At 66.7% G+C, this 18,398-nt stretch carries 20 protein-coding genes; 9 read left to right on the top strand and 11 right to left on the bottom strand.

The features are described from left to right. Nucleotides 1-36: 36 nt before the first annotated feature. Complete coding sequence (sucB, locus tag AC5P65_RS07420; protein WP_019660411.1) at nucleotides 37-1,236, top strand: dihydrolipoyllysine-residue succinyltransferase; 1,200 nt, start codon at nucleotides 37-39, stop codon at nucleotides 1,234-1,236. 63 nt (nucleotides 1,237-1,299) lie between these two features. Beyond that, the gene (lpdA, locus tag AC5P65_RS07415; RefSeq protein WP_019660412.1) at nucleotides 1,300-2,736 is read left to right on the top strand and encodes a dihydrolipoyl dehydrogenase; all 1,437 of its coding nucleotides are present in this window, start codon (nucleotides 1,300-1,302) and stop codon (nucleotides 2,734-2,736) included. Nucleotides 2,737-2,881: 145 nt separating this feature from the next. Here the strand turns inward: lpdA and AC5P65_RS07410 are convergent, their stop codons facing one another. The 9 genes from AC5P65_RS07410 to AC5P65_RS07370 form a co-directional block, all read right to left on the bottom strand. Further along, nucleotides 2,882-3,130, bottom strand: a complete 249-nt coding sequence (locus AC5P65_RS07410) for a hypothetical protein (protein ID WP_032955311.1) — start codon at nucleotides 3,128-3,130, stop codon at nucleotides 2,882-2,884. Further along, a complete protein-coding gene (locus AC5P65_RS07405) occupies nucleotides 3,127-3,339 on the bottom strand; it encodes a hypothetical protein (RefSeq protein WP_019660414.1) in 213 nt (70 codons plus the stop codon). Before AC5P65_RS07405 ends, AC5P65_RS07410 begins: the two co-directional genes overlap by 4 nt. 263 nt (nucleotides 3,340-3,602) lie before the next feature. After that, on the bottom strand, nucleotides 3,603-5,033 hold the full coding sequence (locus AC5P65_RS07400; RefSeq protein ID WP_019660415.1) for a replicative DNA helicase: 1,431 nt from the start codon (nucleotides 5,031-5,033) through the stop codon (nucleotides 3,603-3,605). 212 nt (nucleotides 5,034-5,245) lie between these two features. Then, entirely contained in the window at nucleotides 5,246-5,806 is a 561-nt protein-coding gene (locus AC5P65_RS07395) for an NADPH-dependent FMN reductase (RefSeq protein WP_021203035.1), read from the bottom strand. A 66-nt stretch (nucleotides 5,807-5,872) separates the two neighbouring features. Further along, on the bottom strand, nucleotides 5,873-7,816 hold the full coding sequence (asnB, locus tag AC5P65_RS07390; protein ID WP_021203034.1) for an asparagine synthase (glutamine-hydrolyzing): 1,944 nt from the start codon (nucleotides 7,814-7,816) through the stop codon (nucleotides 5,873-5,875). A 3-nt stretch (nucleotides 7,817-7,819) separates the two neighbouring features. Then, nucleotides 7,820-10,099: a thiamine pyrophosphate-dependent enzyme gene (locus AC5P65_RS07385; protein WP_111099282.1), complete on the bottom strand. Its 2,280-nt coding sequence runs from the start codon at nucleotides 10,097-10,099 to the stop codon at nucleotides 7,820-7,822. A 62-nt stretch (nucleotides 10,100-10,161) separates the two neighbouring features. Then, nucleotides 10,162-10,818: a glutathione S-transferase family protein gene (locus AC5P65_RS07380; RefSeq protein WP_031269994.1), complete on the bottom strand. Its 657-nt coding sequence runs from the start codon at nucleotides 10,816-10,818 to the stop codon at nucleotides 10,162-10,164. A gap of 176 nt (nucleotides 10,819-10,994) precedes the next feature. Next, a complete protein-coding gene (locus AC5P65_RS07375) occupies nucleotides 10,995-11,537 on the bottom strand; it encodes a GNAT family N-acetyltransferase (protein WP_019660420.1) in 543 nt (180 codons plus the stop codon). A 123-nt stretch (nucleotides 11,538-11,660) separates the two neighbouring features. Next, on the bottom strand, nucleotides 11,661-12,503 hold the full coding sequence (locus AC5P65_RS07370) for a glycine zipper 2TM domain-containing protein (RefSeq protein WP_026347069.1): 843 nt from the start codon (nucleotides 12,501-12,503) through the stop codon (nucleotides 11,661-11,663). Between the two features lie 163 nt (nucleotides 12,504-12,666). On the opposite strand from AC5P65_RS07370, the gene AC5P65_RS07365 reads away from it, so the two are divergent. Next, nucleotides 12,667-12,885 (top strand): DUF6116 family protein, encoded by a 219-nt coding sequence (locus AC5P65_RS07365; RefSeq protein ID WP_019660422.1) that lies wholly within the window; start codon nucleotides 12,667-12,669, stop codon nucleotides 12,883-12,885. Continuing rightward, nucleotides 12,882-13,655 (top strand): TatD family hydrolase, encoded by a 774-nt coding sequence (locus AC5P65_RS07360; protein ID WP_019660423.1) that lies wholly within the window; start codon nucleotides 12,882-12,884, stop codon nucleotides 13,653-13,655. Before AC5P65_RS07365 ends, AC5P65_RS07360 begins: the two co-directional genes overlap by 4 nt. A 110-nt stretch (nucleotides 13,656-13,765) precedes the next feature. Here the strand turns inward: AC5P65_RS07360 and AC5P65_RS07355 are convergent, their stop codons facing one another. Continuing rightward, nucleotides 13,766-14,593, bottom strand: coding sequence for a tRNA threonylcarbamoyladenosine dehydratase (locus AC5P65_RS07355; RefSeq protein ID WP_495215476.1), 828 nt, complete (start codon nucleotides 14,591-14,593; stop codon nucleotides 13,766-13,768). A 79-nt stretch (nucleotides 14,594-14,672) separates the two neighbouring features. Here AC5P65_RS07355 and AC5P65_RS07350 point away from each other — a divergent pair, with 79 nt between their 5' ends. Both AC5P65_RS07350 and AC5P65_RS07345 read left to right on the top strand, forming a co-directional pair. Further along, nucleotides 14,673-15,107 (top strand): cytochrome c, encoded by a 435-nt coding sequence (locus AC5P65_RS07350; RefSeq protein ID WP_019660425.1) that lies wholly within the window; start codon nucleotides 14,673-14,675, stop codon nucleotides 15,105-15,107. Between the two features lie 136 nt (nucleotides 15,108-15,243). Continuing rightward, nucleotides 15,244-15,738, top strand: coding sequence for a glycine zipper 2TM domain-containing protein (locus AC5P65_RS07345; RefSeq protein ID WP_005410289.1), 495 nt, complete (start codon nucleotides 15,244-15,246; stop codon nucleotides 15,736-15,738). Nucleotides 15,739-15,811: 73 nt separating this feature from the next. Here AC5P65_RS07345 and AC5P65_RS07340 read toward each other — a convergent pair whose 3' ends face one another. Next, entirely contained in the window at nucleotides 15,812-16,021 is a 210-nt protein-coding gene (locus AC5P65_RS07340; RefSeq protein WP_005410290.1) for a cold-shock protein, read from the bottom strand. A gap of 236 nt (nucleotides 16,022-16,257) precedes the next feature. On the opposite strand from AC5P65_RS07340, the gene AC5P65_RS07335 reads away from it, so the two are divergent. From AC5P65_RS07335 to arsC, 3 genes are all read left to right on the top strand, one after another. Further along, nucleotides 16,258-16,743 carry a DUF456 domain-containing protein gene (locus AC5P65_RS07335; RefSeq protein WP_111099280.1) on the top strand — a complete coding sequence of 162 codons (486 nt, stop codon included), beginning with the start codon at nucleotides 16,258-16,260 and terminating at the stop codon, nucleotides 16,741-16,743. Between the two features lie 119 nt (nucleotides 16,744-16,862). Beyond that, entirely contained in the window at nucleotides 16,863-18,017 is a 1,155-nt protein-coding gene (locus AC5P65_RS07330; RefSeq protein ID WP_019660427.1) for a phospholipase A, read from the top strand. Then, the gene (arsC, locus tag AC5P65_RS07325) at nucleotides 18,017-18,358 is read left to right on the top strand and encodes an arsenate reductase (glutaredoxin) (protein ID WP_019660428.1); all 342 of its coding nucleotides are present in this window, start codon (nucleotides 18,017-18,019) and stop codon (nucleotides 18,356-18,358) included. The genes AC5P65_RS07330 and arsC overlap by 1 nt, the downstream gene beginning before the upstream one ends. The last annotated feature ends 40 nt before the right edge of the window (nucleotides 18,359-18,398 follow it).

The following is an 18,398-nucleotide window of genomic DNA, read 5'->3' as shown; positions in this document are numbered from 1 at the left end:
CCCCCTATTTAGAAGACAAACCAGGAAGCTCCCGCAATGGCCACCGAAGTCAAAGCCCCGGTACTGCCCGAATCCGTCGCCGACGGCACCATCGCCACCTGGCACAAGAAGGTGGGCGACGCCGTCAAGCGCGACGAAAACCTGCTTGACCTGGAAACCGACAAGGTCGTCCTGGAAGTGCCGTCGCCGGTTGACGGCGTGCTCAAGGAAATCAAGTTCAAGGAAGGCGATACCGTGACCTCCAGCCAGGTCGTGGCGATCATCGAAGAAGGCGCCGTAGCTGCGGCTCCGGCCCCGGCCGCTGAAGAGAAGAAGGCTGAAGCCGCACCGGCCGCCGCTGCTCCGGCCGCTGCCGCTGCGCCGGCCCCGGCTGCCAAGTCGGCCGCCGACGCGCTGCCGCCGGGCGCCCGCTTCACCGCCATCACCGAAGGCGTGAACCCGGCCGACGTCGACGGCACCGGCCGTCGTGGCGCGGTGACCAAGGAAGACATCGTCAACTTCGCCCGCAACGGCGGCGCCGGCAAGGCCGGTGGCGCTCGTCCGGAAGAGCGCGTGCCGATGACCCGCATCCGCAAGCGCATTGCCGAGCGCCTGATGGAGTCGAAGAACTCCACCGCCATGCTGACCACCTTCAACGAAGTCGACCTGTCCAAGGTTTCGGCCGCGCGCAAGGAACTGCAGGACGAGTTCGTCAAGGCCCACGGCATCAAGCTGGGCTTCATGAGCTTCTTCGTGAAGGCCGCCGCCAACGCGCTGCAGCGTTTCCCGCTCGTCAACGCCTCGATCGACGGCGACGACATCATCTACCACGGCTACTCGGACATCTCGATCGCCGTCTCGACCGAAAAGGGCCTGGTCACGCCGGTCCTGCGCAACGTCGAGCGCATGTCGTTCGCCGACATCGAGAAGACCATCGCCGACTACGCCAAGAAGGCACGTGACGGCAAGCTGGGCCTGGAGGAACTGCAGGGCGGCACCTTCACCGTGACCAACGGCGGCACCTTCGGTTCGCTGCTGTCGACCCCGATCATCAATCCGCCGCAGAGCGCCATCCTGGGCATGCACGCCATCAAGGAGCGTCCGATCGCCCAGAACGGCCAGGTCGTGATCGCGCCGATGATGTACCTGGCGCTGTCCTACGACCACCGCATCATCGACGGCAAGGACTCGGTGCAGTTCCTGGTGGACATCAAGAACCAGCTGGAAAACCCGGGCCGCATGCTGTTCGGCCTGTAAGAAACCTCCCGCCCCTCCGCGCCCGCGCGGAGGGGTTCTGGTAATGCATCAAGGAATAATTCAATGGCTGAACAATTCGACGTCGTCGTCATCGGTGCCGGCCCGGCCGGTTACCACGCTGCCATCCGCGCGGCCCAGCTGGGCCTGAAGACCGCCTGCATCGACGCTGCGCTGGGCAAGGACGGCAAGCCGGCCCTCGGCGGCACCTGCCTGCGCGTGGGCTGCATCCCGTCCAAGGCGCTGCTGGATTCCTCGCGCCAGTTCTGGAACATGGGCCACATCTTTGGCGACCACGGCATCAGCTTCAAGGATGCCAAGATCGACGTCGAGGCGATGATTGGCCGCAAGGACAAGATCGTCAAGCAGTTCACCGGCGGCATCGGCATGCTGTTCAAGGCCAACAAGGTCGCCGCCTATTACGGCTTCGGCCAGCTGCAGCCAGGCAACGTGGTCAAGGTGAAGCAGCACGACGGTTCGGAAGTCGAGCTGAAGGGCACCAACGTCATCATCGCGGCCGGTTCGGATTCGATCGAGCTGCCGTTCGCCAAGTTCGACGGCGAGACCATCGTCGACAACGTCGGCGGCCTGGACTTCACCGAAGTGCCGAACCGCCTGGCGGTGATCGGCGCCGGCGTGATCGGCCTGGAGCTGGGCAGCGTGTGGAAGCGCCTGGGCGCTGAAGTGACCATCCTGGAAGCCATGCCGGAGTTCCTGGCCGCTGCTGACGCCGAAGTGGCCAAGACCGCTGCCAAGGAGTTCAAGAAGCAGGGCCTGGACATCAAGCTCAATGCCAAGGTTTCCAAGACCGAGATCACCGGCAAGGGCAAGAAGAAGGAAGTCATCGTCACCTACACCGACGCCGAAGGCGAAAAGACCCTGACCGTGGACAAGCTGCTGGTGGCCGTGGGCCGTCGCGCCGCCACCAAGGGCCTGCTGGCCGAAGGCACCGGCGTCAAGGTCAACGAGCGCGGCCAGATTGAAGTCGATGCGCACTGCCACACCGGCGTCGACGGCGTGTGGGCGGTCGGCGACTGCGTGCGCGGCCCGATGCTGGCGCACAAGGGCTTCGAGGAAGGCATCGCGGTGGCTGAGCTGATCGCCGGCCTGCCGGGCCACGTCAACTTCGACACCATCCCGTGGGTCATCTACACCGAGCCGGAACTGGCCTGGGTCGGCAAGACCGAAGCCCAGCTGAAGGCCGAGGGCATTCCGTACAAGGCCGGCAGCTTCCCGTTCGCCGCCAACGGCCGTGCCGTGGCGATGATCGAGCCGGCGGGCTTCGTGAAGATCCTGGCCCATGCCGAAACCGATCGCATCCTCGGCATGCACCTGGTCGGCGCCAACGTCTCCGAGCTGGTGCACGAAGGCGTGCTGACCATGGAATTCAGCGGCTCGGCCGACGACCTGGCCCGCATCTGCCACGCCCACCCGTCGCTGTCGGAAGTGATCCACGACGCGGCGATGGCGGTCAGCAAGCGCGCCATCCACAAGGCGAACTGATCGTTCGCGGGTTGTGCCGGCCGCTGGCCGGCATGGCCGGATGCAAGGAACCCCGCTTCGGCGGGGTTTTTTTTTGCTCATTTCCCTGTAGTGCCGAGCCCACGCTCGGCTGCCCTGCACAGGCCGCCGAGCATTGGGCTCGGCGCTACACCTTTCCGGCCGGCTTCTTCGGCGGATCGTCACAGATGCGGTGCCGGACCACGGTTCCACCCGCCTTCCACTCCTTCACCACCCGGCACCGCTCCCTGGGCTTGACCGCCCTGGCCGCTGCAGCATCCGCCTCATCGGCAGCGGCGGCCTGCTGTCGTTCCAGCCATGCGGACGACGGTGACACCGGTGTGGCCGGTGCCGGCCCCGCAAGCAATGCCAGCGCGACCAGCACCACTGCCCTCATGCCGCCACCGGGCCGCCGCCGAGCAGGCGCGCGGGCAGCATGAACAGCGCGCGCAGGAACGCAAACAGCGCCGAGAACGTGATGCCGACCAAGCGGAACGGCAGGCTCAGCAACCAGACAAACGGCCACGCGATCAGGGCGAGGACCGCCAGCGGCCAGCACAGCACGAACAGCAGGCACCACACACCGAGCGCGAACAGGGTCTTCATCACGGTCTCCTTGTGGCGGCACCTTGCCGCCTGCCGACACGTTGGCGCCCTGCCCTTGCCGCGCGCAAACGGTTTGCGACGAAACCGGGCTGGGGGCGATGAAACCGACCCAGCGCCGGTACAACGCCGAGCCCATGCCCGGCTGCGCTTGGTGGCGACCGCATGGAACCGGCGCTGCACGGGGGCGCTGACAGCGGCTCCTGCCGCTGCCTTGGGCTCTACAGCGCCCGATGGCGGTTGCCGGCCAACGGCCGGCACGACCGTTACTCGAACGAACCGACCGAATCGTGGGCCAGGTTGTCGAATCGGGTGTATTCGCCAAAGAACTTCAGCTTGCACGAACCGGTCGGGCCACCACGGTGCTTGCCGATGATGATCTCGGCCAAGCCCTTGTCTGGCGAATTTTCCTTGTTGTAGTAATCGTCGCGGTAGATGAAGACGATCATGTCCGCGTCCTGCTCGATTGCGCCCGATTCGCGAAGGTCGGCCATCACCGGGCGCTTGTCGGTACGCGTTTCCAGCGAGCGGTTGAGCTGCGACAACGCGATCACTGGAACGTTCAGTTCCTTGGCCAGGCCCTTCAGCGAACGCGAGATTTCCGAGATTTCAGTCGCGCGGTTCTCGCTGTTGCCCGGCACGCTCATCAGCTGCAGGTAGTCGATCACCACCAGGCCCAGGTCATGCTCGCGCTTGAGGCGGCGGCACTTGGAACGCAGCACTTCAGGCGACACGCCAGGCGTGTCGTCGATGAAGATCTTGGTTTCCTTCAGCATCTTGATCGCGCTGGTGACACGGCTCCAGTCCTCGTCTTCCAGCTGGCCGGTACGCAGGCGCTGCGCGTTGATGCGGCCATTGGAGGAAATCAGGCGCATCGCCAGCTGCGCGGCCGACATTTCCATCGAGAACACGGCCACGCCTTTCTTCGATTTGATCGCTGCGTACTCGGCGATGTTCAGTGCGAAGGTGGTCTTGCCCATGGCCGGGCGCGCGGCAAGGATGATCAGGTCGGTCGGCTGCAGGCCGGAGGTCATTGCGTCGAAATCGGTATAACCGGTCGGCAGGCCGGTAATGTTGCCGCCGTTCTCGAAACGACTGCGCAGCTCTTCGAAGGCATCCTTCAGTGCACCGGGCATCGCCACGAAATCGGTACGGCCGCGTGCGCCCTGTTCGGCGATGGCGAACACGCTCTTTTCTGCCGAGGCCAGCAGCTCGCTGCTGTCACGCCCTTCGGGCTGGAAGCCGTCGTTGACGATATCCGTGCCGACCTGGATCAGCTGCCGCAGCACCGCCTTGTCACGCACGATCTCGGCATAGGCCACGATGTTGGCGGCTGACGGCGTGGTACTGGCCAGCTCGACCAGGTAGGCGCCATCACCCACCAGTTCCATCTTGCCCTGCGATTCGAACCACTCGCCCAAGGTCACCGCATCGAACGGCCGCTCGCGCTCGGACAGCTCACGGATTGCGCGATAGATCATCTGGTGGTCGCGGCGGTAGAAGTCGCTTTCGGTCAGCTGGTCATTGACCCGGTCGTAGGCCTCCGGGGCCAGCATCAGGCCACCCAGCACCGCCTGCTCGGCTTCCACCGAATGCGGCGGTACCCGCAGCTGGTCGATGCGCGACTCGTCGCGTTCGCGATCGAAGCCATCACCGCGCTCTCTGCGGTTGGAACGGAAGCCGGGGCGAGCGGACATGCTGCGATGTTTCCTGCAAAAGTGGGCGAGACGAGTGTAGGCATGTGCCGCCCCCGGCGGCGATGGACAAGCCTGTGGATAAACCGTGGGAAAACGGGGGATATCCGCCGGTACCTGGCCAGACTGGCGTGGGAGCGTCGCACTGCCTGCGACGGGCGCCGTTGCGGCGCCCGAGCACGCATTATCGCAGATGGGGGTGTCGACCGCTGGCGTCAATCGCCCTTGACGTGCACCGCGATCAGCGCCAGGAACCGGTCCATATAGCCCTGCAGGAATTTCTGCGTGCCCTCGTTGTGGACCGTGCCGTCGGCATCGATCAGGCCGTCCTTGAAATGAATGAATGCCTCTGGCTGGCCGAGCACGTGCATGTCCAGGAAGGCCAGGCTGTTGCGCAGATGCTGCTGGGCCACGGCGGTGCCGATCTGGCCGATGGAGGCGCCGATCACCGCCGCCGGCTTGCCGGCAAACGCACTGTCACCATACGGGCGCGATCCGATATCGATGGCGTTCTTGAGCACGCCGGGCACCGACCGGTTGTACTCGGGTGTCACGAACAGCACCGCGTCTGCGGCGCGCACCTGGTCCTTCAGCCGGGTGCCCTGCGGCGGATAATCGGCGTCGAAATCCTGGTCGTACAACGGCAGATCGCCGATCTGCACATACTGGAAGCGCGCGCGATCACCGGCGAGCTTCTCCAGCGCATGGGCCAGCTTGCGGTTGCAGGAATCCTTGCGCAGGCTGCCAACGAACACGGCGATGGTGGGGACGGACATCGGGACATACTCCTCACGGTGCGGGAGCACCAGCCTAGTCGCCGGGCCCTTGCAGGCCGGTGAAGATCAGCCGCCCGTCACGCCCGCACGCACCTGCCGCCAATGCGCCTGCCAGGCCTGGAACATCAGCACGTTCCACAGATGGGTATGCCACTTGCGCTGGCCGCCGAGGAACTGCTGCCACAGCGGCTGTATGGCGGCCGCCGACAGCACGCCCTCCCGCTCCAGCCGTGCCGGCTGCAACAGGTCTTCGGCCCACGGCCGCAGGTCGCCCTTCAGCCAGTCACTGACCGGTGCGCCGAAACCGCGCTTGGGACGGTGCACCATCGACTGCGGCACATAACGGCCCAGCACGCGCTTGAGCAGCACCTTGCTGGTGGTCTCACTGCGCTTGAAGCCCAGCGGCAGCGACCAGGCGAACTCGGCCACGCGTGAATCCAGCAACGGTGCGCGCGCTTCCAGGCTGACCGCCATCGAGGTCCGGTCGACCTTGCACAGCAGATCATCCGGCAGGTAGGTCAGGTAATCGGCCAGCATCATCGCGTCGGCCGGTGTGCCGGCGCCGTGCAACGGATCGGCCAGATCATAGAAGCTGCCGGCAGCCTGCGCGCCCGGCACTGCCGCTGTCGGGTCGCGCCAGCGCGAGATGCGGTTGCGGTACACATCACCGATGCCACGCGCGCCGGACTCGGCCAACAGCGCGGCCAGGCCGCCGGTACGCGAGGCCTCGCCCTGCTGCTGGGAGCGCGCGCCCATCCAGCGCCGCAGCGGCCCAGGCACGCGCCCCAGCATCTGCCAGTTGCGCAGCGCGCGCACATAGCGGGTGTAGCCGAAGAACAGTTCGTCGCCACCATCGCCGGAAAGCGCCACGGTCACGCCCTGCCGCGCCAGCCGGGCGACCAGCGCGGTCGGTACCTGCGAGGCATCGGCGAAGGGTTCGTCAAACATCGCCGGCAACTGCGGCACCACCGCCAGTGCATCGGCGCCACTCACGTAGAGTTCGGTGTGGTCACAGCCCAGGTGCGCGGCCAGTTCCTTGGCCAGCGGCGCCTCGTCGTGGCTCGAATCGGTAAATCCGATGCTGAAACTGTGCACCGGCTGCCCGCTCTGCGCCTGCATCAGCGCCGCCACCAGCGACGAATCGGTACCCCCGGACAGGAACACGCCCACCGGCACGTCGGCCACCATGCGCAGCGCCACTGCGTCGCGCAGCAGCCCGTCCAGCTGCTCCTCGGCCTCCTCGATGCGGCCCTGGAACGGCGCAGCCAGCGCCGCCTGCATGCGTGCACGTGCATCCCAGTAGGGGCGCTGCGCCTGTTCCGGGCGATGCGCCGAAGCGCCCGCCGCCACGGCTTCGGCATCCAGGCGCAGCACGCGGCCCGGCATCAGCTTGTAGCAGCGCTGGTGGATGCTGTGCGGGGCTGGAATGTAGTCCAGCCGCAGCAGCAGGGTCAGTGCGTCACGGTCGATGTCGTTGTCGAAGGCCGGGTGCTGCCACAGCGCCTTCAGTTCGGAGCCGAACACCAGGGTGTCCCCGGCCCAGCCGTAGTACAACGGCTTCTTGCCAACGCGGTCGCGGGCCAGCCACAGGCATTGCTGCTGGCGGTCCCACAGCGCGATGGCGAACATGCCGTTGCAGCGCTGCAGGGTGTCTTCCATGCCCCATTGCAGGATCGCTGCCAGCAGCACCTCGGTGTCGGAGTGACCACGGAAGACATGCCCCAATGGCTCCAGTTCTGCACGCAGGGCAGCGAAGTTGTAGACCTCGCCGTTGTACGCCATCACATAGCGGCCGTCGGCCGAAGCCATCGGCTGGTGGCCGAGCGGCGACAGGTCGAGAATGCTCAGGCGACGGTGTGCCAGCGCGATGCCTGCACCGGCATCGACCCAGTTGCCGCCATCATCCGGCCCGCGATGGTGCAGCGCTTCGCCCATGGCCAGCACCTGCGCCTGCAGTAGCTCGGCCGACGCCACAGGCGCCGGCAACAACATTCCCGCCAATCCACACATGCATCAAGGTTCCTGCGCCAGTTCAAGGGCGGCGCCAATCACCGCATTGTCGCTTGGAAGCCCGAACATTGCTGCCCCCGCCAACGGGGTGTAGGTATCGGCACCGCAGACCCGGCGCAGTGGCAGATGGCCGAAACCGGCCTCGACCAGTGCGGTCACCACGCCCTCGCCCACCCCGCCACTGTGCCGGCCCTCGTCCAGCACCAGCACCCGCCGTGCGCTGGCGGCCTGGGCGGCGATGAAGCCGGCATCCAGCGGCACCAGCCAGCGCAGGTCGACCACCCGCACCTGCCAGCCCAGCTGCTGCCCGATGGCTCGCGCTGCGCGCAACGCCATCGGCACGCCGTTGCCATACGTGTAGACCACCAGATCGCCCGCCTCCGGCCCGTAAACACGGCCTTCGCCCGGCACCAGTGCCCGGCCCTGGGCCGGATAGTCGAACAGCCACTGGCCATCGCCCGGCTCATGCAGGTCCTTGCTCATGTACAGCGCGATCGGCTCCAGGAACACGGCCACGCGCCCATCCACCCGGGCCAGCGCCGCCAGCGTGCGCAACATCATCACCGCATCGTCGCCGCGCGACGGGCAGCCGACCACCAGCCCGGGGATGTCGCGCAGGGCGGTGATCGAGTTGTCGTTGTGGAAGTGGCCGCCGAAGCCCTTCTGGTAGCCCAGCCCGGCCACCCGCAGCAGCATCGGGTTGCGGTACTGGTCGTTGGAGAAGAACTGCAGCGAACAGGCCTCGCCACGCAGCTGGTCGATGGCATTGTGCAGGTAGGCCAGGTACTGGATTTCCGGAATCGGCAGCATGCCCATGTTGGCCAGGCCCTGCGCCATGCCCAGGATCATGGTTTCGTCCAGCAGGGTGTTGAACACCCGGCGTGGCCCGAAGCGGCGCAGCAGATCCTTTGTGACAGTGTACACACCGCCCTTCTGGGCCACGTCCTCGCCGAACAGCAGGCTCTGCGGATACTTCGCCAGCAATTCCTGCAGGCCGTGGTTGATCTGGATCGCCAGATGCCGCGGCGCCTGTCGTTCGGGCAATGCCTCGATACCACCATAGAGTGCCTCGCGCGCTTCGGCAGCGACCTCGCGCTGCGCTTCGGCCTGCACCGCTGCCGGCGTGTACGGTGCGAGCGGCGCCATCACCTCCCGCAGCGACCCCAGCTTCGCCCCGCCTTCAGCCTCGGTGGCAGCGGCCATGCAGCGCGCACGCATCGTCTCGTAGGCCGTCTCGATCGCCGCCGCATCCATCCAGCCCGACTCCAGTGCGATCTGCGCCGAGCGCAGCAGCGGATCCTGCGCCTCGGCCGCGCACAGCTCCGGCAACGCCCGCCATTCCACTTCGAAGTCGGTGCCGGCGTGGCCCATCAGGCGCGTGGTGCGCAGATGCAGGAAAGTCGGTCGCCGCGTTCGCCGGCAGTGTTCCACCGCAGCCTGCACCTGGGCGTGCCCGGTGGCCAGGTCCAGCCCGTCGGCGAAGAAATAGTCCAGCCCCGGCTGGTGGCTGAAGCGCTCGGCGATCCAGCCATCGGGGGTCTTCACCGAGATGCCCAGGCCGTTGTCCTCGCAGACGAACAGGATTGGCGCCGGCAGTTTCTGGTAGGCCGCCCACATCGCGGTGTTGAACGCCGTCTGCGCGGTAGCGTGATTGGCCGAGGCGTCGCCGAACGAGCAGAGCACGATACTGTCGGCGGGAACCGGCAGCGCCTGCGCCAGCCGCTTGCCACTCTCGATGGCCAGCGCGGTGCCCAGCGCTTTCGGCAGGTGCGAGGCGATGGTCGAAGTCTGCGGCAGCACCCACAGCGGCTTGCTGCCCCACACTTTGTGGCGGCCACCACTGGCCGGATCATCGGCGCAGGCAGCGAAGGAAAGCGCAGCATCGCGCAACGGGTCGATGCCCGGCACCTGGCGCGAACGCTCGGCCATGAAGGCGCCGGAACGATAGTGCAGGAAGGCAGGATCGGTGTGCCGGCAGGCCCGCGCCAGCAGCGCGTTGCCTTCATGGCCGGACGACCCGATGGTGTAGAAGACCTTGTTCTGCACGCGCAGCACGCGCGCCATCAGGTCCAGCTGGCGGCTGGCCAGCTGCGAGTCGAACAGTTCATCGAAGGCGGCAGCGGTGAGCGTACTGCCGGGCATGATCGGAGCATCTGCCGCGGGTCGCGGGCGCGGCGTCCCGCGCCACCCGCGCACCGCCTCAAGGAAATTGACGTCGCACACCTCGGCGCGGTTGAGCCCCCGCATGCGTGCGGGAATCGGATCCGGAACCACAGCGAACATCGAACACCCTCCGTGTCGTTGTTGCGTTCCGCCCGGCAATACCGGGCGCTACCCTGTGGGCATCAAGCCGCCTCGAAACGCGAGCGCACCTCGGCGGTCACCGCCGGCATCGGCAGGAAGCGCGGCTGCGCACGCACGCGCTGCAGCCAGGCGCGCACCTCGGGGAATGGCTCCAGGCTGATGCCGCCCTCGCCGGCCACGTCGGTGTAGGCAAACAGGGCGATATCGGCGATGCCGTAGCTGCTGCCGGTGAACCACTGCGCCTGGCGAAGGTGCTGCTCCATCACCGCCAGCGCGGTGGCGGCGCGCTCGTGCAACCGTGGCAGCTCGGCGCGGCGTGGCGAGTCGGGCGCCGTCCAGCCCCGGATGAAGCGCGCTACCGCCACGCACGGCTCGTGCGTGTACTGCTCGAAGAACATCCAGCTCAACGCCTGCGCACGCTCCCAGCCATCGCTGGGCAGGTAGGGCGTGCCTTCTGCCAGCCAGAACAGGATCGCGTTGGATTCGGTCAGCACGCGGCCGTCGTCGCGGACGATCAGCGGCACCTTGGCATTCGGGTTGAGCGCAAGGAATTCGGGCGTGTGGGTCTGGCCATGGGCACTGTCCACTTCCACCCAGCGGTAACGGCTCCCGAGCTGCTCAAGCAGCAGCCGGACCTTGTGGCAATTGCCCGAGACCGACATGCCATGCACCGTCAGCGGGACGCGCTCTTCCACCATTGCCTGCTCCATCGGATCCGGCCGGCGGCCGGCTGCGTGCAGTCTGGCAAGTGCGCCAGGGAATGCCAAGCGCGGATGCAGCATGGCAACCAGGTAACGCTGGCCGCGGGCCGGCGATTGCACGAATGCTGCCGCAACATGGTTGCCGGCCAGCGGCCGGCACTACCAGGCAACGCTCAGCGCGCGCGTTGCCGCCACTGCTCGCGCGACTGGCCCCAGATCTGCATCGGCTTGTCGTTGTAAGGCGGCGGCAATTCGCCCATGCGCAGCAACCTGCTGCCGAGCTTGCGCGCGACCGCCCGCGAGTTGTCGTTGTTCTCGGCGATGGTATGGATCACCTCGTGCCAACCCAGCGTGTCGAAGGCCCAGTCGATCGCCGCGACCGCCGCTTCCGGCGCATAGCCCCGGCCCCAGCTGGCGCGGCGGATGCCCCAGCCGACCTCGGTACCCGGCCAGTCCTGCGGTTGCCAGGGACCCATCCGCCCGATCCAGTCCCCGCTGGATTTTTCGATCACGCTGAACATCGAGAAGCCGAACAGCTGCCAGGCGCCAGCCAGGCTGCAGAAGCCGCGCCAGGCTACCGAAGGCGGCTGCACGCCACCGAGGGTGCGCATCGTTTCCTCGTCGGCGCAGAACGCCAGATAGGGTTCGTAGTCCTCGCGCCGCAGCGGGCGCAGGATCAGGCGCTCGGTTTCCAGGCGCAGGTCGAAGATGCTCATGCCGACTCCATGTCGAAGGGGCCACCATGATGGTGGATTCGGCCTCCACACGGATGAATGCCCGCGCTCACAACGAAACGGGCCGGCATGCGCCGGCCCGTCGGGTACAGCACGTATTCTGGATTACTGGCGCGTGGCCGCAGTGGCGCCGGCAGCAGCGGTCTGCGTGACCAGCTGGCCATCGACCACCGGCAGGCGGTCGCTGGCCGGCTTGTTGTCCATGCGCACGGTCTTCTCGGCGCCGTCGTAGCGGTAGGTCACGTTGTAGCCCTTCACCACGTCATTGGTGCCCATGGCGATGCGGTTGCCCGGCTTGCTGGCCATGCGCATGGTACCGGTGGTGCCGTCTTCGTTGCGGTAGGTCACGTTGTAGCCGGTAACACGGCTCGACTCGGAGGTGGCGGTCTCGGTGTGGCACTGGCGCTCGGTGCGGTTGACCACGCGGCCACCCACGTGGCGCTTGTCGATCTGATTGCCGATGAAGCCACCGGCCACCGCGCCTGCGGCGGTCGCGGCCTTCTTGCCGTTGCCGCCGCCAACCTGGTTGCCGAGCAGGCCGCCGACCACGGCACCGACCACGGTGCCACCGACGTTGCCATCACGCTCCGGCAGGCGTTCCTGCACGGTCACGTCCTGGCACACCTCGTGCGGGGTCTGGGTGGTGGAAGTCTCGCGCACCGGATCGGTGCCGATCACAGTGGCGTAGGCCTTCTGCTTCTCGGTGATCGGGTCGACCTTCAGCACGTCGGCGTATTCCAGCCCACGCGGCGCAGACGGGTCGAGCCTGTCACCACGTGCGCCATCGTCGGTGGCACTGCCGTCGACCAGGCGCGACTCGCCATTGGGGGTGGTGGCGCTGATGGAATCGGGCGATTTGTCGCCACTCTTCATGAAGGCGGCGGTGGCGATGCCACCGACCAGCAGCGCGCCCGCTGCGACCAGGACAGTTGTAGTTGTGCTTTTCATGACCTGCTCCTTGCGGACCATCCGCAACGTTCTCAAACCAGATTGCAGCATGCGCTGCCTGAACGGAATCTCCACATTTCCTGCTCATTCCTGTAACCCATTCAGCATCGGGAAATGCTGGGCCCGTGGTAGCGTTTGCATATTCCCCACGAGGATTTCCGCCATGGCCAACCCGATGCTGCTGCCGGTACTGCAATGGGCCCGCCGGCTGCGCTACCCCACCCTGTTCAAGCTTACAGCGGGCCTGTTCGTGCTGACGCTGTTCATCCCGGACCCGATCCCGTTCGTCGATGAGCTGGTGCTCGGCTTCGGCACCCTGCTGCTGGCCAACTGGAAAAGCCGCCACGCTGCCACGGTTGCGCCGTCGCTGGAACAGCGTTGAGCCCGCTGGTCGACAGCCACTGCCACCTCGATGCCGGCGAGTTCGACAGTGACCGCAGCGCCGTGATCGCGCGCGCGCAGGCCGCTGGCGTGCGCCTGCAGGTGGTGCCGGCGGTGACCGCGGCCAGTTGGCCGAAGCTGCGCGTGGTCTGCCAGCAGGCGCCGGGGCTGCATCCGGCCTACGGGCTGCACCCGATGTTCCTGGCCGAGCACCGGCCCGACCATCTGCCGCTGCTGCGCGAATGGATCGAGCGCGAACGCCCGTGTGCGATCGGCGAATGCGGGCTGGATTTCTTCGTCGAGGGGCTGGATGAGGAGGCGCAACAGGCGTATTTCATCGGTCAGCTGCAACTGGCCCGCGAGTTCGAGCTGCCGGTAATCGTGCACGCGCGACGCGCGGTGGACGCGGTGATCGCCGCGATCCGCCGTATCGGCGGCCTGCGCGGCGTGGTGCACAGCTTTTCCGGCAGCCCCGAACAGGCTGCGCAGCTGCACCGGCAGGGCTTCCTGCTCGGTCTCGGTGGTCCGCTGACCTACGAACGCGCGCAACGGCTGCAGCGCCTGGTGCGCGGGATGCCGCTGGAACAGCTGCTGCTGGAGACCGACGCGCCCGACCAGCCTGACGCCGGCATCCGCGGCCAGCGCAACGAACCGGCACGGCTGGCGGTCATCGCCCGCCATGTCGCGGCACTGCGCGGAATGGACGTTGAAGCCGTTGCACATGCCACGACGGAGAACGCGCGACGGCTGTTCGCTCTGCCAGCGTTGTAACGGGCGGCGGACCCGCCACCGGGCAGGGCCCGGCGCTACCGGCTGCACTTACGTGTTGATCGAATCGGCGACGATCAACGGCAATGCCGGCCAGCGGCCGGCGTCTACCGTCATGCGTCGGCGTGGGCTTCAGCCACGTCGGCCTTCACCTTCTTCGGCTCCAGCAGCATTTCCAGCGCCTTGCCCACTGCGGCGAAGGCGAACGCACCGGTGATATGGGTCGCTGCCCCCAGGCCTACACCACAATCGAGCTTCAATGCCGCATCGGCGCCCAGGTTCGGCCGGATGCCGCAGACACTGCCATCGGCCTGCGGGTACTTCACGTTCTCCAGCGAATACACCGCCGGCACGCCAAAGTAGCGCTTGGCATTCCTAGGGAAGTTGAACTCACTGCGCAGCTTCTTGCGGATCAGTGCCAGCATGGCATCGTGCTCGGTGCGCGAGACATCGCGGATGCGCACCAGGGTCGGATCGGTGCGACCACCGGCAGCCCCCACGGTCAGCAGCGGCAGCTTGCGGCGACGGCACCAGGCGATCGTCTCGACCTTGACCCGGAAGCTGTCGCAGGCATCGATCACCAAGTCGAAGCCACGGTCCAGCAACTCGGCCATGTTCGACACGGTCAGGAATGCCTGCACGTCATCGACCTCGATGTCCGGGTTGATCGCGCGGCAACGCTCGGCCATCGCCTCGGCCTTGTTGCGGCCGTAGTTGCCTTCCATCGCCGGCAGCTGCCGGTTGGTGTTGGAAACGCAGATGTCATCGGCATCGATCAGGGTCAGGTGGCCGACCGCAGAGCGGGCCAATGCCTCCACCACCCACGAGCCGACGCCGCCCATGCCCACCACCGCCACGCGGCTGCCCTGCAGGCGCTCGAGTGCGCCCACGCCATACAGCCGTTCGATGCCGGCGAAGCGTTGTTTGACCAGTTCGTTCATGCCGCTATTTTAACGTGCACCTGCCGGCACCTGCTGCGCGCCGGCATCGAACCCACCGTTGCACGCCGGAGAGCCTGCCATGAACGCCAGCCCGCCCCGCCGCCCGTCACCTGCCTACCGTTACCTGTTCGTGCTCGGCCTGGGCCTGCTGATCGGGCTGGTCGCCACGGTGATGGTCGGCCGTGCCCTGCAGTCCCGCCGCGACCCGTTCCCCGACAGCCTGATGCAGGTGATGCAACGGCAGTCGCAGCTGCTGCTGCAGGCCCAGCAGCAGAACCGCTGCAGCCTGGCCGACAGCGTGCCGCGGTTGCAGGCAATGCGCTTGCTGTCCAACGACCTGGATCTTGCCTTCCCCGGGCTGAAGGACAGCGCGCAGTTCCAGCAGCATGCCAGCCAGCTGCGCGGCAGCCTCAATGCCGCCTTGGCCGCGCCGCCCAGCGACTGCACGGCCCTGGCGCAGGTGGTGGAAACGGTGCAGGCCGATTGCCGCGCCTGCCACCAGGACTTCCGCTGAGCCGCATTCATCCTGCAGCCGGGCAAGGGCTGCGCGGTTGGCGCCTTGTTCACGTTCAAAAGGGGACGATTCGTCCACCCTGCTGCACGACGCAGTACCACCCAACGCACCCGCCTTCACGGCCAGGAGACGCCCCATGAAGATCCAGCTCATTGCCGCCAGCGCCATCGCTACCCTCGCCCTGGCTGGCTGTGCCACCTCCCCCGGCTATGGCGGTGGCGGCTACAACAACGGCTACAACAACGGCGGCTACGGCAACAACGGCGGCTACAACCAGGGCCGTTGTGCCGACTGCGGCATCGTCACCCGCATCAACACGGTGCCCTCGGGCCGCACTGCGCCCAGCGCGACCGGCGCGATCCTCGGCGGCATCGTCGGCGCGGTGGCTGGCCACGAGATCTCCGACCACACCGGCGGCAGCCGTGGCAACAAGAACATCGCCGCCGCTGCGGGCGCGGTCGGCGGCGCGCTGGCGGGCAACCAGATCCAGAAGAACGTCACCAGCGATACCTACGACATCAGCGTGCGCATGGACGATGGCCGCACCATCGTGGTCAACCAGCGCGACCTCGGCGGCATCCGCGAAAACACCTACGTGCGCGTAGTCAACGGCAAGGTCATCCTGCGCTGATCTGCACCGGGCCGATCGCAAAGAAAAAGGCCCGCTTGCGCGGGCCTTTTTCATGCGACGGCTTGCAGCGCGATCAGGTCGGCTGCACGGCGTCGGCCTGCAGGCCTTTCTGGCCCTGCACGACGGTGAAGGTGACCTTCTGGCCTTCCTTCAGGCTCTTGAAGCCCTGGGTCTGGATGGCGCGGAAGTGCACGAACACGTCTTCGCCGTTTTCACGGCTGATGAAGCCGAAGCCCTTCGCATCGTTGAACCACTTGACGGTACCGGTCTCGCGATCAGACATCTCACTAACTCCCTGGTGACTCTCTCTTGTTGTTGGAAACGCCTGGTGGGCGGCTGACAAGCAAGGGGGAAGCGAGGTGCATCGATGCAGCGGATCGGGAAGATCTTGCTTCATCAGGCCACGATCCACGGTGACCTTGCCAAGCTCAGCGACTGCAACTTAACCCGCCCAAAACGAAAAAGCAACTGGCAAAATCTTTCACTGTCAACCCCAAAACGGCCACCATACGGGACAGCATGGGACTCTCATTCATCTTGTATCTGCTATCGGTCATTTTTGTCCTCGCCGGCATCGCGGGCATCATCCTCCCGGCCCTGCCCGGCATCCCGCTGGTGTTCATCGGACTGCTGCTGGCGGCCTGGGCGGACGGCTTCGTCCACGTCGGCTGGCCGACCCTGGTTGCGCTGGGCGTACTGACCGTGCTCTCGCTGCTGGCGGACGTGCTGGCCACCGTAGTGGGTGCACAGCGGGTGGGTGCCAGCCGCAAGGCGCTGTGGGGCACCTTCGCCGGCAGCATCGTGGGGCTGTTCTTCATGCCCATCGGCCTGTTTGCGGGCCCACTGCTCGGCGCCCTGCTCGGCGAGTACTGGCACACCCGCGAGCTGGGCCGCTCGACCAGGGTGGGACTGGCCACCTGGCTCGGCATCCTGCTCGGCCTGGCGCTGAAACTGGCCGTAGTGATCGCGATGCTTGGCCTGTTCGCCTTCGCGTGGTTCCTGTAATCGGCACCGCCTTCACGCCGCACGCACGCGGTGGGCGTGCATAAACCGTGGGGGCTGGCCGCGACCCGGTACAGCCGCCACACTGTGCGACTCCCGTATTCACCGAAGGGCCTGCTGGAATGACCCTCCCCCCGCTGCTTCCCCGCCTCGCACCGCTGGCGCTGGCCTTGGCCAGTGCTCCGCTCGCTGCGCAGGAGTTCGCGCCCAGCGCCGAAGCCTCGCCGGCCGCATGTGCGGCGATTACCACAGACGCTGCCCGCCTGGCCTGTTATGACCGGCAGTTCGGGCGCTCCGCGCAGTCCACCGCCGAGGCCGACGCTGCCGCCGAGGCAGCAGCACAGGCCCGTCGCGAAGAACGACAGACTGCACGCGTAAGCCAGGGCGAAGAGAAACTGCGCGAGCGGGTCAGTGATCTGCTCCGCCCAGCAGAGCCCGACAGCGCGCTGGCAAACGCTGGCCGGGGCTCACTGCTGGACAGCCGCTGGGAACTGGCCGAAGACTCCAAGCTCGGCCCGTTCCAGCTGCGCGCCTACAAGCCGGTGTACCTGCTGCCTGCGTTCTGGACCAGCGACCGCAACACCACACCGCATTCGCCGAATCCGGCCAACACGGTCACCACGCCGCAGGTGCTGGACAGTGCCGAGCTGAAGTTCCAGATCAGTTTCAAGACCAAGATCGCCGAAAACCTGTTCGGCGACAACGGCGACATCTGGGCCGGCTACACCCAGAGCTCGCGCTGGCAGGCCTACAACAGCGAGGATTCGCGCCCCTTCCGCGAAACCAATTACGAACCGGAAGTGATGATGGTCTTCCGCAACGGCTACTCGATCGGTGGCTGGCGCGGGCGCATGACCGGCATCGCGCTGAACCACCAGTCCAATGGCCGGGCCGACCCACTGTCGCGCAGCTGGAACCGGGTCATGCTCAACATCGGCCTGGACCGCGAGAACTGGGCGCTGGTGCTGCGCCCCTGGTACCGCATCCCGGAAACCCGCAGCGATGACAACAACCCGGACATCGAGGATTACATGGGCCGCGGTGACGCGACCCTGACCTGGAACCGCAACGGCCACGAAGTCTCGTTGATGGCACGCCATTCGCTGCGCACCGGCAGCCGCTCGCACGGCGCCCTGCAGCTGGATTACGGCTTCCCGATCAGCAACCTGCTGCGCGGCCATGTGCAGGTCTTCGACGGCTACGGCGAAAGCCTGATCGATTACAACCACAAGGCCACCTACGTGGGCGTGGGTGTGTCCCTGCTGGAGTGGTTCTGATGGACGTGACGATCTGGCACAACCCGGCCTGCAGCAACTCGCGCGGCGCACTGAAGCTGATCCGCGATGCAGGCTTCGATCCGGAGGTGATCGAATACCTGGGCAACCCACCCGATGCGGCCACGCTGCGCCAGGTGCTGGCCGAATCCGGACTGGACGCGCGGGCGCTGGTGCGCAACAAGGAGGCGCAGTTCACCGAACTTGGCCTGGAGGATGCGGACGAGGCCACGCTGCTGGCCGCGATGGCCGAACACCCGCGGCTGATCAACCGCCCCGTGGTGCGCACGCCCAAGGGCACACGGCTGTGCCGGCCGCCGGAAACGGTGCTGGAGATCCTGTAACCCGCACTGCCAGAGCCGAGCCCTGGCCGGCTGCTGCCCG

The sequence above is a fragment of the Stenotrophomonas sp. YJH_SMC_48-3 genome (assembly GCF_059369375.1).
Note: the sequence above shows the minus strand (reverse complement) of the source record. Positions and strands in the feature narration are given on the sequence as shown.

Excerpts from the sequence above, each read along its gene's own strand:
- AC5P65_RS07335 (WP_111099280.1), top strand. The coding sequence starts at position 16,258 with ATGGGACTCTCATTCATCTTGTATCTGCTATCGGTCATTTTTGTCCTC.
- AC5P65_RS07370 (WP_026347069.1), bottom strand. The coding sequence starts at position 12,503 with ATGAAAAGCACAACTACAACTGTCCTGGTCGCAGCGGGCGCGCTGCTG.
- AC5P65_RS07385 (WP_111099282.1), bottom strand. The coding sequence starts at position 10,099 with ATGTTCGCTGTGGTTCCGGATCCGATTCCCGCACGCATGCGGGGGCTC.
- AC5P65_RS07395 (WP_021203035.1), bottom strand. The coding sequence starts at position 5,806 with ATGTCCGTCCCCACCATCGCCGTGTTCGTTGGCAGCCTGCGCAAGGAT.
- AC5P65_RS07380 (WP_031269994.1), bottom strand. The coding sequence starts at position 10,818 with ATGGTGGAAGAGCGCGTCCCGCTGACGGTGCATGGCATGTCGGTCTCG.
- arsC (WP_019660428.1), top strand. The coding sequence starts at position 18,017 with ATGGACGTGACGATCTGGCACAACCCGGCCTGCAGCAACTCGCGCGGC.
- AC5P65_RS07330 (WP_019660427.1), top strand. The coding sequence starts at position 16,863 with ATGACCCTCCCCCCGCTGCTTCCCCGCCTCGCACCGCTGGCGCTGGCC.
- AC5P65_RS07350 (WP_019660425.1), top strand. The coding sequence starts at position 14,673 with ATGAACGCCAGCCCGCCCCGCCGCCCGTCACCTGCCTACCGTTACCTG.
- AC5P65_RS07340 (WP_005410290.1), bottom strand. The coding sequence starts at position 16,021 with ATGTCTGATCGCGAGACCGGTACCGTCAAGTGGTTCAACGATGCGAAG.
- sucB (WP_019660411.1), top strand. The coding sequence starts at position 37 with ATGGCCACCGAAGTCAAAGCCCCGGTACTGCCCGAATCCGTCGCCGAC.
- AC5P65_RS07400 (WP_019660415.1), bottom strand. The coding sequence starts at position 5,033 with ATGTCCGCTCGCCCCGGCTTCCGTTCCAACCGCAGAGAGCGCGGTGAT.
- AC5P65_RS07410 (WP_032955311.1), bottom strand. The coding sequence starts at position 3,130 with ATGAGGGCAGTGGTGCTGGTCGCGCTGGCATTGCTTGCGGGGCCGGCA.
- AC5P65_RS07405 (WP_019660414.1), bottom strand. The coding sequence starts at position 3,339 with ATGAAGACCCTGTTCGCGCTCGGTGTGTGGTGCCTGCTGTTCGTGCTG.
- lpdA (WP_019660412.1), top strand. The coding sequence starts at position 1,300 with ATGGCTGAACAATTCGACGTCGTCGTCATCGGTGCCGGCCCGGCCGGT.
- AC5P65_RS07365 (WP_019660422.1), top strand. The coding sequence starts at position 12,667 with ATGGCCAACCCGATGCTGCTGCCGGTACTGCAATGGGCCCGCCGGCTG.
- asnB (WP_021203034.1), bottom strand. The coding sequence starts at position 7,816 with ATGTGTGGATTGGCGGGAATGTTGTTGCCGGCGCCTGTGGCGTCGGCC.
- AC5P65_RS07355 (WP_495215476.1), bottom strand. The coding sequence starts at position 14,593 with ATGAACGAACTGGTCAAACAACGCTTCGCCGGCATCGAACGGCTGTAT.
- AC5P65_RS07345 (WP_005410289.1), top strand. The coding sequence starts at position 15,244 with ATGAAGATCCAGCTCATTGCCGCCAGCGCCATCGCTACCCTCGCCCTG.
- AC5P65_RS07375 (WP_019660420.1), bottom strand. The coding sequence starts at position 11,537 with ATGAGCATCTTCGACCTGCGCCTGGAAACCGAGCGCCTGATCCTGCGC.